The 12,662-nt window shown below is 71.3% G+C and carries 13 protein-coding genes; 8 read left to right on the top strand and 5 right to left on the bottom strand.

Features of this window, described 5'->3' with window-relative positions; translation table 11 throughout:
- Positions 1 to 92: 92 nt before the first annotated feature.
- On the bottom strand, positions 93 to 584 hold the full coding sequence (locus OHT61_RS18370; protein WP_329039832.1) for a hypothetical protein: 492 nt from the start codon (positions 582 to 584) through the stop codon (positions 93 to 95).
- Between the two features lie 346 nt (positions 585 to 930).
- Between OHT61_RS18370 and OHT61_RS18365 the strand changes: the two genes are divergently transcribed.
- The 4 genes from OHT61_RS18365 (at position 931) to OHT61_RS18350 (ending at position 4,487) form a co-directional block, all read left to right on the top strand.
- The gene (locus OHT61_RS18365; protein ID WP_329039829.1) at positions 931 to 1,512 is read left to right on the top strand and encodes a DUF7010 family protein; all 582 of its coding nucleotides are present in this window, start codon (positions 931 to 933) and stop codon (positions 1,510 to 1,512) included.
- 116 nt (positions 1,513 to 1,628) lie between these two features.
- Positions 1,629 to 2,459 (top strand): ammonia-dependent NAD(+) synthetase, encoded by an 831-nt coding sequence (gene nadE, locus OHT61_RS18360; protein WP_329039828.1) that lies wholly within the window; start codon positions 1,629 to 1,631, stop codon positions 2,457 to 2,459.
- 11 nt (positions 2,460 to 2,470) lie between these two features.
- Entirely contained in the window at positions 2,471 to 3,445 is a 975-nt protein-coding gene (gene pip / locus OHT61_RS18355; RefSeq protein ID WP_329039825.1) for a prolyl aminopeptidase, read from the top strand.
- 46 nt (positions 3,446 to 3,491) lie between these two features.
- On the top strand, positions 3,492 to 4,487 hold the full coding sequence (locus tag OHT61_RS18350; protein WP_329039823.1) for an aldo/keto reductase: 996 nt from the start codon (positions 3,492 to 3,494) through the stop codon (positions 4,485 to 4,487).
- Between the two features lie 145 nt (positions 4,488 to 4,632).
- On the opposite strand, the gene thpR is transcribed toward OHT61_RS18350, so the two are convergent.
- Entirely contained in the window at positions 4,633 to 5,205 is a 573-nt protein-coding gene (thpR, locus tag OHT61_RS18345; protein ID WP_329039820.1) for an RNA 2',3'-cyclic phosphodiesterase, read from the bottom strand.
- A gap of 99 nt (positions 5,206 to 5,304) precedes the next feature.
- On the opposite strand from thpR, the gene OHT61_RS18340 reads away from it, so the two are divergent.
- Entirely contained in the window at positions 5,305 to 5,886 is a 582-nt protein-coding gene (locus OHT61_RS18340; RefSeq protein ID WP_329039818.1) for a Uma2 family endonuclease, read from the top strand.
- Positions 5,887 to 5,940: 54 nt separating this feature from the next.
- Here OHT61_RS18340 and OHT61_RS18335 read toward each other — a convergent pair whose 3' ends face one another.
- Positions 5,941 to 7,275 carry an MFS transporter gene (locus tag OHT61_RS18335; protein ID WP_329039816.1) on the bottom strand — a complete coding sequence of 445 codons (1,335 nt, stop codon included), beginning with the start codon at positions 7,273 to 7,275 and terminating at the stop codon, positions 5,941 to 5,943.
- Between the two features lie 94 nt (positions 7,276 to 7,369).
- Positions 7,370 to 7,810 (bottom strand): MarR family winged helix-turn-helix transcriptional regulator, encoded by a 441-nt coding sequence (locus OHT61_RS18330; RefSeq protein ID WP_329039814.1) that lies wholly within the window; start codon positions 7,808 to 7,810, stop codon positions 7,370 to 7,372.
- A 134-nt stretch (positions 7,811 to 7,944) separates the two neighbouring features.
- Between OHT61_RS18330 and OHT61_RS18325 the strand changes: the two genes are divergently transcribed.
- Complete coding sequence (locus OHT61_RS18325) at positions 7,945 to 8,160, top strand: hypothetical protein (RefSeq protein WP_329039811.1); 216 nt, start codon at positions 7,945 to 7,947, stop codon at positions 8,158 to 8,160.
- Between the two features lie 40 nt (positions 8,161 to 8,200).
- Here OHT61_RS18325 and OHT61_RS18320 read toward each other — a convergent pair whose 3' ends face one another.
- A complete protein-coding gene (locus OHT61_RS18320; protein WP_329039809.1) occupies positions 8,201 to 9,652 on the bottom strand; it encodes an NCS2 family permease in 1,452 nt (483 codons plus the stop codon).
- 176 nt (positions 9,653 to 9,828) lie between these two features.
- Here OHT61_RS18320 and OHT61_RS18315 point away from each other — a divergent pair, with 176 nt between their 5' ends.
- Positions 9,829 to 10,116 carry a DUF2530 domain-containing protein gene (locus OHT61_RS18315; protein WP_329039807.1) on the top strand — a complete coding sequence of 96 codons (288 nt, stop codon included), beginning with the start codon at positions 9,829 to 9,831 and terminating at the stop codon, positions 10,114 to 10,116.
- Between the two features lie 128 nt (positions 10,117 to 10,244).
- A complete protein-coding gene (locus OHT61_RS18310; protein WP_329039804.1) occupies positions 10,245 to 12,653 on the top strand; it encodes an HAD-IC family P-type ATPase in 2,409 nt (802 codons plus the stop codon).
- Positions 12,654 to 12,662: the final 9 nt, after the last annotated feature.

The raw sequence follows: 12,662 nt of genomic DNA, 5'->3' as shown, positions 1-12,662 counted from the left end.
AGGCGTGAGCCGGGCGCGGACCGCCCGGCCCGGCCTCAGGAGCGGGGCCGGGGACCGCTCCCCGGCCTGATTCGCCGGGTCCGTCCCGCCCCTCAGCGCTCCGGGAACTCCTCTCCGCACGCGCTGCAGAACTTCGGCGCACGGTCCGCGGACAGCCGGCCGCACTCCGGGCACACCAGGTCGAGCATGCAGGGAGCCTCACCGCCCTCGTGCGCCCCGGCCCGCACGGCCGGGGTGACGGTGAGACCGGGGCGGCGGCGGTGCACCGTGAGGTAGGTCAGCCCCTCGGGCCCGGCCTCCAGCGAGCGGCGCGAGGTGCGGGGCAGCCACAGGACCGTGCTCGGGGCGAGGCCGAGGGCGCCGCCGCCCGTCCGCAGCACGCCGCTGCCCGCGAGGGCCACGAGGAACACGTCCAGGACGTCCTCCTGGTGCTCGCCCACCGTCGCGTCCGGCGGCAGGTGGACGACGTTGGCGTCCAGCTCCCGCCCCTCTTCGGCGAGATGCCACAGCGCGCCACGCTCGCCGGGAGCGACGGAGGCGAGGATCTCGTCCAGGACGGCGAGCACCTTCGGCGCGGCGTTCACGCGGTCACCTCGCCGTGCTGCCCACCGGCCGCCTGGCCCCGGCCGGAATGAGCCGGGATACGGGTCGACATGGTCCTTCTGCCTCCGGTCCTGCGGGCGGTCGGCCCCGCGCGCATCGCCGGGCGTCCCTCACCGAGGGAGCGTAACCCGCCCCGCCGCGGCGGTGGGGAGCGCCTGCGGCCCGGCGCCGCGCGGTCCCCGCGAAACCACGAGCCCGCGAAACCGCGAACCCGTGAACCCCCGGACCGGAGCGCCCGGACGGACGGGGCGCCTCCGGAAGTGGAGAGGTCCCCCGGGCCTGGCGAAACCTCCGGGTGGCCCCGGCGACCGCTGTACCGTCGGCCGGATGACTCAGCCCACGCCCTCGGTTCCCGCCGTCCCCGACGCCGAGTGCGCGGCGCTCACCCGCACCCTGCGCCGCCGCGGCACGGTCGTCCTGTCGGTGTTCGCCCTCGTGTGGGCCTTCGCCGGAGCGTCGGGCCTGGCTTCCCCCGGCCTCGCCCTGGCCGTCGAAACCGCCGCCGTGCCGCTCGCCGTCGCGGCGGTCTTCCTCGCCTACCGCAAGGGGGCCGCGCCCTCGCCGCGCACGGTGAACCTGCCGGAGAACTGGGCGCGTTCGGTCGGCGTCGTCAACGTCGTCGAGCTGGCGGCGGTCTTCGCGGCCGTCGCCGTCTCCCACGCCTCCGGCCACCCCGGGTTCATCCCGCCGGCCGTCGCACTCGTGGTGGGCCTGCACTTCCTCCCGCTCGCCCGCCTCTACGACCAGTGGCAGTACAAGGTGACCGGAGGCGTGCTGAGCGCCGTCGCGGTCGTGGGACTCGTGCTCGCCACGGCCGGGCTGCCGGACGGCGTCGTGCGCGCCGTGGTGGGCCTGGCCGCCGCGGCGACCCTGTGGGCGTCCGCGTACCACGTGGCCGTCAGGGGCTGACCCGTACGGCGACGCGCGACATCGCCCGCAGCCCCCGCCGACCGGGCCCCGCGGGCCGCGAAGCCCCTGGGTAGGCTGGGCGCGACACCCATCGTGAACCGGAACCGGGAGCAGACGTGAGCGAGTCGGCGGCCATCGCCCTTCAGCAGGAGATCGCCCGCGAGCTCGAGGTCGCCGAGACCTTCGAAGCCGAGAAGGAGATCGAACGCCGTGTGGCGTTCCTCGCCGAGCGGCTGACGTCCACCGGCCTGCGTTCCCTGGTGCTCGGCATCAGCGGCGGTGTCGACTCCACCACCGCCGGCCGGATGTGCCAGCTCGCCGTCGAGCGGGCGCGCGCGGCGGGCCACGAGTCGCGGTTCTACGCGATGCGGCTCCCGTACGGCGTCCAGGCCGACGAGCACGACGCCCAGCTCGCGCTCTCCTTCATCCGCGCCGACAAGGTGCTGACCGTGGACGTCAGGCCCGCGAGCGACGCCGCGCTCGCCGCCGCGCTCGCCGCCGACGTCAGCTTCCGCGACTCCCACCACGAGGACTTCGTGCTCGGCAACATCAAGGCGCGCCAGCGCATGATCGCCCAGTACGCGGTGGCCGGGGCGCACGACGGCCTGGTCGTCGGCACGGACCACGCCGCCGAGGCGGTCTCCGGCTTCTTCACCAAGTTCGGGGACGGCGCCGCCGACCTGGTCCCGTTGACCGGCCTCACCAAGCGCCGGGTGCGCGCGGTCGCCGAGGCACTGGGCGCGCCCGCCGAGCTCGTGGGCAAGGTCCCGACGGCCGACCTGGAGACGCTCGACCCGGGCAAGGCCGACGAACACGCCCTCGGGGTCACCTACGACACCATCGACGACTTCCTCGAAGGCAAGCCGGTCGACGACCGGGCCTTCGAGACGATCCTCGCCCGCTTCCGCCTCACCGACCACAAGCGCCGGCTTCCCATCGCCCCGTAGGCTCCGCCGCCATGGACCGGAAGCCCGACGAGAAGTACCCGCCGCCCGAGCCGTACGACCACGGGTTGCTGGACGTGGGTGACGGCAACCTCGTGTACTGGGAGGTCTGCGGCAACCCCGCCGGCAAGCCCGCACTCGTCGTGCACGGCGGCCCCGGCTCGGGGTGCACCGCACGGCCCCGGCAGTACTTCGCCCCGGACCTCTCCCGCGTCGTGCTCTTCGACCAGCGCAACTGCGGCCGCTCCACCCCGCACGCGAGCGACCCCGCCGCGGACATGCGGCACAACACGACGGCCCATCTGATCGCCGACATGGAGCGCCTGCGCATCCACCTCGGCATCGAGAAGTGGCTGCTGTACGGGGGTTCGTGGGGCTCCACCCTGATCCTCGCGTACGCCGAGGAGCACCCGGCCAGGGTCTCCGAGATCGTGATCAGCGCGGTGACGACGACCCGGCGCAGCGAGATCGACTGGCTCTACCGGGGCGCCGGGCAGATCTTCCCCGAGGCCTGGGACCTGTTCCGCGCGGGTGTCCCGGAGGCCGAGGGCCCGCACGCGCTCGTCACCGCGTACGCCCGGCGGATGGAGAGCCCGGACCCCCGGGTGCGGGCGAAGGCCACAGCCGACTGGTGCGCCTGGGAGGACGCGGTGCTGTCCACGGAGACATACACCGGCCCGGCGCCGTACAGCGGCAGACCGGACCGCGCCCGGCAGGCGTTCGTCCGGATCTGCGCGCACTACTTCTCGCACGGGGCCTGGCTGGAGGAAGGGCAGCTGATCCGCGACGCGGGGCGCCTGGCGGGCATCCCGGGCGTCCTGGTCCACGGCCGTTTCGACCTGGGCGGCCCGCTCGTCACCGCGTGGGAACTGGCCCGGGCCTGGCCCGGCGCGGAGCTGACCGTGATCCCCGACGCGGGCCACCTCGGCGGCGCGGCGACCTCGCGAGCGGTCCTGGCCGCCCTGGACCGGTTCGCCGTGCGGACGTGAAACCCCCCTTGCTTCGAGCCCGCTCGAAGGAGTTGGGTTGTGCCCCATGAAGTACACGCAGCTCGGACGCACCGGACTCAAGGTCAGCCGCCTCGTCCTGGGGACGATGAACTTCGGCCCCCAGACCAACGAGAGCGACAGCCACGCCCTCATGGACGCCGCCCTGGAGGCGGGAGTCAACTTCTTCGACACCGCGAACGTCTACGGCTGGGGCGAGAACAAGGGCCGCACCGAGGAGATCCTCGGCACCTGGTTCGCGCAGGGCGGCGAGCGCCGCGACAAGGTCGTGCTCGCCACCAAGGTCTACGGCAACATGGGGGCCGACGGCGAGGCGTGGCCCAACCACGACAAGCTGTCCGCCCTGAACATCCGCCGGGCCGTCGACGCGAGCCTCAAGCGCCTGCAGACGGACCACATCGACCTGTACCAGTTCCACCACGTCGACAGGTCCACCCCGATCGACGAGATCTGGCAGGCCATCGACGTCCTGATCCAGCAGGGCAAGATCCTCTACGCCGGCTCGTCCAACTTCTCGGGCTACAAGATCGCCCAGGCCAACGAACGGGCCCGGCAGCGCGGCAGCTACGGCCTGGTCAGCGAGCAGTGCATCTACAACCTGATGCAGCGCGGCGCCGAGATGGAGGTCATCCCGGCCTCCCAGGAATACGGCCTCGGGGTCATCCCCTGGTCCCCGCTGAACGGCGGGCTGCTCGGCGGCGCGCTCCGCAAGGAGCGCGAGGGCGGCGGCGCCCGGTCCACCTCAGGCCGGTCCGCCGACGCGCTGGCCGACCCGGCGGTGCGGGCCCGGGTCCAGGCCTACGAGGACCTGCTGGAGAAGCACGGCCTGGAGCCGGGCGAAACCGGCCTGGCCTGGCTGCTGACGCGGCCCGGCGTCACCGGACCGATCTCCGGCCCGCGCACCCGCGAACAGCTCGACTCCGCCCTGCGCGCGGTGGAACTGGAGCTGTCCGACGAGGTGCTGTCCGCCCTGGACGAGATCTTCCCGGGCCCGGGCCCGTCGCCGGAGAACTTCGCCTGGTAGGACGCTTCGGGCGCACGGCCGTCCTGGCGGGGCTCAGCCCCCCAGGGCGGCCGCCGCCGCGACGAGGACGAACATCAGCACGAGCACGGCCGCCATGATGCGGTTTCTGGTCTTCGGGTCCACGCGAGGAGCCTAGCCGTCCCGCTCACCGCCCCAGTCGCCAGGCCCGCACCACCTCGTAACGCGGCTGCTCCCCGGGGACCCCGTCCACGGGCAGATCGCTGCGTACGAGACTGAGTTCGGCGGGCTCCCACCGCACGCCCTCGAAGTCCTCCAGCGCGGCCGCGAACGGAGTGAGGTCGGCGTTGACCCGGCTGCGGGCCAGGGTGAGGTGCGGGGTGTAGTGCCGGTGCTCCTCCATCGCCACCCCGGCCTTGCGGGCGGCGGCATGGGCGCGTCCGGCCAGCAGCCGGAGCGTGTCGAGGCCGCCGGCGGCTCCCGCCCACAGCGCCCGCCCGTCGAAGCGTCCGCCGCCCCGGATCCGGAGCGGGAAGGGCTCGGTCCGGTGCGCGGCGCGCTCCAGCCGGGTGAGGAGGTCCGGCAGCAGTTCCTCGTCGACGTTCCCGAGGAAGGCCAGCGTGTAGTGCCACCCCGCACGGGCCGTCCAGCGCAGGTCCCCGGCCCCGGGCAGCGCGTGCAGCGCGGCGACGGCCCCGGCCAGTTCGTCGGCGGCGGGCTCCGGCGGCAGGACGGCGGCGAAGAGTCTCTGGCAGCTCATGCGGCGAGTGTCCCAGCGTCCCGACGTGTCCGGGGGGCCGGGCCTATCGTTGTACTACGCGGCTGCCCGCGCCGTGCGGCAGCGGGGAGGAGCGGCACGATGACCGTCGTCGACGACAGGATCGAGATGGCCGACACCAGCGACGAGCGCACCCTGGACATGATGTTCGAGTGGCTTGAGCCCACCCCCGAGGGATTCAAGGTAGAGATCGTCGAGGGGAACATCTACATGTCGCCGCAGCGGGACACGCACTGGGAGATCATCTTCGACCTCTTGGAGCAACTGCGCACCGCCTATGCGCGACAGCAGTTGAAGACGGACGTGCGGATCGACTTCCCGGGACGTCTCAACGGGTTCGCCTCCGACGTGGTGGCTCTCTCGGAAGGCGCGGTCAAGGATGCCAAGGGCCACTGGCGCTACCAGGACATCGAGTTCGTCGCCGAGGTGATCTCCAAGGACACGGCCGCCAACGACTACGGCTCCAAGAAAGCCACATACGCCACCGCGGGCGTGCCGGTGTACCTCATCGCCGACCCGTACACCGGCACGTGGCACCTTCACACGCTTCCCAAGGACGACGAATACCGCAGTCTGCTGAGCCTGGATTTCGGCTCGGCGGTCGATCTCACCGGCACGGTCGTGGGCCTCACGCTGGAGACGGGCGGCTTCCCCCGCGACTGAACGCGAGAACGCCGCCCCCTCCGGCGGGGAGGGGGCGGCGTACGAGGGCGGTGCTCAGGCGGCCGTGGCCAGCTGTTCGCGCGGGACGAACCGCACGTGCGGGCGGCCCGGGCGCAGGTCGACCTTGAGGCGCAGGCCGCCGACGCGGGTCAGGGCGAAGCCGACACCGAGCGCGGCCAGCAGCGAGATCGTCCCGCCGACCGCCATGCCGGTCCGGGCGCCGTAGGTGTCGCTGATCCAGCCGACGATCGGGGCGCCCACCGGGGTACCCCCGGCGAAGACCATCATGTAGAGGCTCATCACGCGGCCCCGCATCTCCGGGTCCGCGGCCATCTGGACGCTCGTGTTGGCGCTGATGTTGGTCGTCAGGCCGATCATGCCGATCGGGACGAGCAGCAGCGCGAACAGCCAGACGGACGGCGACAGCGACGCGGCGACCTCCAGGACACCGAACACGGTGCCCGCTCCGACCAGCATCCGCAGCCGCGAGGAGCGGCGGCGGGCGGCGAGCAGGGCTCCGGCCAGGGAACCGGCGGCCATGAGGATGTTGAAGAAGGAGTACATCCCGGCGCCGCCGTGGAAGATGTCGTCCGCGAAGGCCGTCAGGAAGATCGGGAAGTTGAAGCCGAACGTGCCGACGAAGCCGACCAGGACGATGGGCCAGACCAGCTCGGGTCTGCCCGAGACGTAGCGCAGCCCTTCACGGAGCTGTCCCTTGGCGCGCTTGACGGTGACGGAGGGGTGGAGCTCGCTCGTCCGCATCATCAGCAGTCCGACGAGCGGCGCCGCGAACGACAGGCCGTTCAGCAGGAAGGCCCAGCCGCTGCCGACGGTGGTGATCAGGACGCCCGCGACGGCGGGGCCGATGAGCCGGGCCGACTGGAAGTTGGCCGAGTTCAGGCTGACGGCGTTGCGCAGCTGCGCGGGACCGACCATCTCGGACACGAACGACTGGCGTGCGGGGTTGTCGACGACCGTCACCATGCCGAGCAGGAACGCGATCAGGTAGACGTGCCAGACCTGCACGACGCCCGAAAGGGTGAGGGCGGCGAGCGCGATCCCGCACAGGCCGAGCGCCGCCTGGCTGATGAGCAGCAGCCGCCGCTTCGGGAGCCGGTCGGCGATGACGCCTCCGTACAGGCCGAAGAGCAGCATCGGGAGGAACTGGAGGGCCGTGGTGATACCGACGGCGGCCGCGGACCCGGTGAGGCTCAGGACGAGCCAGTCCTGCGTGATGCGGGACATCCAGGTACCGGTGTTGGAGATCACGGCGCCCGTGGCGAACAGGCGGTAGTTGCGTATCTTCAGCGACGAGAAGGTCCCGCCGGTCTTGCTCTCGTGGGCGGATGTCGGTGCGGGGGCGGAGTCTGCTCCGGATCCCGTACTCAAAAGGGTTCGCCTCCTCGGGCGTATACGTCGTACGGACTGACGGGGATGTGGACGTGGGCACCGCGGGCTGCCGGCCCGGGGGTCACGCCTGGGATCACAGGTGGGCGAGCTTCTCCAGCACGGGCGCGGCGGCCCGCAGCGTCTCCCACTCCTCCTCGTCCAGGCCCTCGGCGAGGTTGGCCAGCCAGGCGTTCCGCTTGGAGCGGCTCTCGGCGAGCATGGCTTCCGCCTGCTCGGTCCGGCTGACCATCTTCTGCCGACGGTCGTCGGGGTGCGCTTCCAGTCTGACCAGGCCCTTGGCTTCCAGCAGCGCGACGATGCGGGTCATCGACGGGGGCTGCACGTGCTCCTTGCGGGCCAGCTCACCGGGAGTGGCCGATCCGCAACGGGCCAGGGTGCCGAGCACCGACATCTCGGTGGGGCTCAGCGACTCGTCGACCCTCTGGTGCTTCAGGCGACGGCCCAGCAGCATCACGGCGGAGCGAAGGGAGCTCACGGCGGCGGCACTTTCGCCGTCGTGGATCAGGTCAGGCATGTTCATTAGCGTAACTCATTAGCTCTGCTAAATACCAACCGGTGGTACACGCGCGAGAAACTGATCACCCGAACGAGTGAGTATGGGCCGGAAACCGCCCCGGAACGGCCATCCGTGCCGCGACCCTGCTTGGCATGGGATCGACAGTGCTCAGCCTGCGCATAGACGGTGAGCTGCTCGAGCGGCTCCGCCGGCACGCCGCCAGACGCGGCATGACCGTCCAGGACTACGTGGTCAGGACGCTCGTGCGCGACGACTTCGACGAACGCTTCCACGCGGCCGTCGACGAGACGGAGAAGTTCTACGGGGCGGACCCCCGTCACCCGGGCCCGGCCGACCGGGTCACCTGACGGAGTTCCGCCCCGTAGGGGTGGACGCGTCCGCACGCGCCTACGTGAGGCCGAGCCCCGGCATCGCGTAGTAGAAGACGAAGACCGCGGACACCACGTACATGGCGACCGGCACCTCACGCCCGCGTCCCGCCACCAGGCGCATCACGCTGAAGGCGATGCAGCCGATGCCGATGCCGTTGGTGATCGAGTACGTGAACGGCATCATCAGCATCGCGAGGAAGGCCGGGACCGCGAGCGTCATGTCGCTCCAGTCCACGTCCCGCACATTGCCCGCGAGAATCAGGAACCCGACCGCGACCAGGGCCGGAGTGGCCGCCTGCGAGGGAACCATCGTCGCCAGGGGCGTCAGGAACAGCGCCACCGTGAAGAGCAGCCCGCTCACCACGCTCGCCAGCCCGGTACGGGCCCCTTCGCCGACGCCCGCCGTGGACTCCACGAAGCACGTCGACGCCGAGGAGGAGCTCAGACCGCCCGCAGCGACGGCGACACCGTCGACCAGCAGGACCCGGTTGATGCCCGGGAAGTTGCCGTCCTTGTCCATCAGCTTCGCCTCGTCGCCGACACCGAGGATGGTGCCCATCGCGTCGAAGAAGCAGGACAGCAGCACGGTGAAGACGAAGAGGACGCCGGTCACCACCCCGACCTTGTGGAAGCCGCCGAACAGACTGACGTGGCCGATCAGGCCGAAGTCCGGGGACGACACAGGATTGCCGGGCCACTTCGGGACTGTCAGGCCCCAGGCCTCGGCCGGCAGGTCCGCGACGGCGTCGATGACCAGCGCCACCACCGTCATGGCGACGATGGAGATCAGGATCGCGCCGGACACCTTGCGCACGATCAGGCCGAGGGTCAGCAGCGTGCCGAGGATGAAGACCAGCACGGGCCAGCCGTGGAGGTGGCCGTCGTTGCCGAGCTGCAGCGGGACCGTGGTGTGCGCGGCGTCCGGGATGCGGGAGACGAAGCCCGAGTCGACCAGACCGACCAGCAGCACGAACAGGCCGATGCCGATCGCGATGCCCTTGCGGAGCGACCGCGGCACGGCGTTCATCACGCGCTCCCGCAGCCCGGTCGCGACCAGCAGCATCACCACGATGCCCGCGAGCACGACCATGCCCATGGCGTCGGCCCAGCTCATCCGGGGGGCGAGCTGGAGGGCGACGACGGTGTTGACGCCGAGACCGGCGGCGAGCGCGATCGGCACGTTGCCGATGACGCCCATCAGGAGCGTGGAGAACGCGGCCGCCAGCACGGTGGCCGTGACGAGCTGGCCCCCTTCGAGCTGGTGGCCGTACATGTCCTTCGCGCTGCCGAGGATGATCGGGTTCAGCACGATGATGTAGGCCATGGCGAAGAACGTGGCGAAACCGCCACGGATCTCGCGGGCGACCGTCGACCCCCGCTCGGAGATCTTGAAGTAGCGATCGAGGGAACCGCGCGGCTGCTGCGGCACCTCAGGCTGACCGACCGGAGCGGTGGCCGAGGAGGACATGTATGACCTTCAGTCGTGCATCGATGGGGTAAATACAGTCAAACTTGGATGTTCACACGAATGAATTGAGTCATCCATAAGCAGATTCAGTATGAATACATGAGGCAAAGATCGCTATCTCCGCGCGTAGACCCTTGCGCCGACTGGCCCCGTAGCAGCCCGGCTAGACTGGCCGCATGCAGAAGTGGACTCCGAAGCACGAGGCGCCCGAGCCCCTGGAGGGCCCGGTCGTGGCCACCATCACCGGCGGCACGATCCTCTGGTTCGTCCTCTTCCTCGTGCAGGTCCCCTTCTACGGATGGTTCGACGACCGCGGCCACGCCTGGTGGATCTGGGTCTGTCTGGCCGGTGCCGGGCTGGGCCTGATCGGCATCTGGTACGTCCGGGGACGTGACGCCGCGATCAAGCGGGCCGCCGCACGGACCGGCACCGGCCCCGCCGGCGCGGACCCCGCCCACCACTGACGCCGGGCCCCCGCCCCCGCGCCCCCTAGGGCTTCCCGTACGACCACGGGACGATTCGACCCGCCCCTCTGCCGCATCCTCCGCCGCCCGGCGGGTGGATCACGCGTTCCGCCCGTACGGTCGGAGTCATGACTCAGCGGGCACTCGACTCCTCCGGTGAGAAACCGGAACCCGTACCTGCCTCCGAGGTGTCCGCCCCGGCGGGCGGCCTGACGACGGCCCAGGTGGCCGAACGGGTCGCCCGGGGCGAGGTCAACGACGTACCCGTCCGCTCGTCCCGGTCCGTCGGCGAGATCGTCCGCGCCAACGTCCTCACCCGGTTCAACCTGATCATCGGCGTGCTCTGGGTGACCATGCTCATCGTCGCGCCGATCCAGGACAGCCTCTTCGGCTACGTGATCGTCGCGAACACGGGCATCGGCATCATCCAGGAATGGCGGGCCAAGAAGACCCTGGACGGTCTCGCGGTGATCGGCGAGGCGAGGCCCTCCGTGCGGCGCGACGGCGTCTCCGCCGAGGTGTCCGTCTCCGAGATCGTCCTCGGGGACCTGATCGAGCTCGGCCCCGGGGACAAGGCGGTCGTCGACGGCACCGTCGCCGAGGCCGACAGCCTGGAGATCGACGAGTCGCTCCTGACCGGCGAGGCCGATCCCGTGATCAAACGGCCGGGCGACCCCGTGATGTCCGGCAGCTTCGTCGTCGCGGGCGGCGGGGCGTTCACCGCCACCAAGGTCGGCCGCGAGGCCTACGCCGCGCAGCTCGCCGAGGAGGCGTCCCGCTTCACCCTCGTCCGTTCCGAGCTGCGCAGCGGCATCAGCACCATCCTCAAGTACGTCACGTGGATGATGGTGCCGACGGCGACCGGGCTGATCATCAGCCAGCTGGTCGTCGAGAACGACAACTTCAAGGACTCGCTCGCCCGCACAATCGGCGGCATCGTGCCGATCATCCCCGAGGGGCTGGTCCTGCTCACCTCGGTCGCCTTCGCGATCGGCGTCATCAGGCTCGGCCGCAAACAGTGCCTCGTGCAGGAACTGCCGGCCATCGAGGGCCTGGCCCGGGTCGACGTGGTCTGCCTGGACAAGACCGGCACCCTCACCGAGGGCGGCATGGACGTCACCGAGGTCCGCCCGCTGAACGGGTCCGACGAGGCGTACGTCCACCGCGTCCTGGCCGCGCTCGGGGCCTCCGACTCCCGCCCGAACGCCAGCCTCCAGGCCATCATCGACGCCCATCCCGACGCCGGGGACTGGGGCGTCACCGAGGCCCTGCCGTTCTCCTCGGCGCGCAAGTACAGCGGGGCGGCCTTCACCGAGGCCGGCGGCGGGGCGTCCGCCTGGCTGCTCGGCGCGCCCGACGTGCTCCTCCCCGACGGCGACCCGGCCCTGGCGGACACCGACCGGCTCAACGAACAGGGCCTGCGGGTCCTGCTGCTCGCCCGGGCGGGCGGCGAGCTGGGCGCCCCCGACCCGGCCGCGGGGGCCGTGCCCACGGCGCTCGTCGTCCTGGAGCAGCGGCTGCGGCCGGACGCCGGGGAGACCCTGGCCTACTTCGCGGACCAGAACGTCGACGCCAAGGTCATCTCCGGTGACAACGCCGTCTCGGTGGGAGCGGTCGCCCAGAAGCTGGGGATGCCCGGCGCCGAGCACCCCTCGGACGCCCGCCGGCTGCCCGCCGAACGCGACGCCATGGCCGCGGAGATCGAACGCAACGCGGTCTTCGGCCGGGTCACCCCGCAGCAGAAGCGCGACATGGTCGCGGCGCTCCAGTCACGGGGGCACACGGTCGCGATGACCGGCGACGGCGTCAACGACGTACTCGCCCTGAAGGACGCCGACATCGGGGTCTCCATGGGCTCCGGCTCCGAGGCGACCCGGGCAGTGGCCCAGATCGTGCTGCTCGACAACAGCTTCGCCACGCTCCCCTCGGTCGTGGCCGAGGGCCGCCGGGTCATCGGCAACATCACCCGGGTCGCCACCCTGTTCCTGACGAAGACCGTCTACTCGGTGCTGCTGGCGATCCTGGTGGTGTGCTTCCAGGTGGAGTACCCGTTCCTGCCGCGCCACCTGACGCTGCTCTCGACGCTCACCATCGGCGTCCCGGCGTTCTTCCTGGCGCTCGCCCCCAACAAGGAGCGGGCCCGGCCGCACTTCGTACGCCGGGTCATGCGGTACGCGATCCCGTCCGGGATCATCGCCGCGGCCGCCACCTTCGCGACGTATCTGGTGGCCCGGCACATGTACCGAGGGCCGGGGGCTCTGGAGGCGGAGACCAGTGCGGCCACAGTCACGCTGTTCCTGGTCTCGATGTGGGTCCTGGCGATCATCGCCCGCCCGTACACCTGGTGGCGGGTCGTCCTCGTCGCCGCGATGGGGCTGTGCTTCCTGGTCGTGCTGTCGGTGCCGTGGCTCCAGGACTTCTTCGCGCTGCGGCTCGTGGGCATGACCACGCCGTGGACGGCGGTCGGGATCGCGGTGGCAGCGGCGGCCGTGCTCGAGGTGGCCTGGAGACTGGTCGGCCGCCGCTTCCCCACGTAGATCCGCGAG

Origin of the sequence: Streptomyces sp. NBC_00178, assembly GCF_036206005.1 — a bacterium.
In the GTDB taxonomy this organism is placed as follows: domain Bacteria; phylum Actinomycetota; class Actinomycetes; order Streptomycetales; family Streptomycetaceae; genus Streptomyces.
This window is presented reverse-complemented; position numbering and strand designations above follow the sequence as displayed.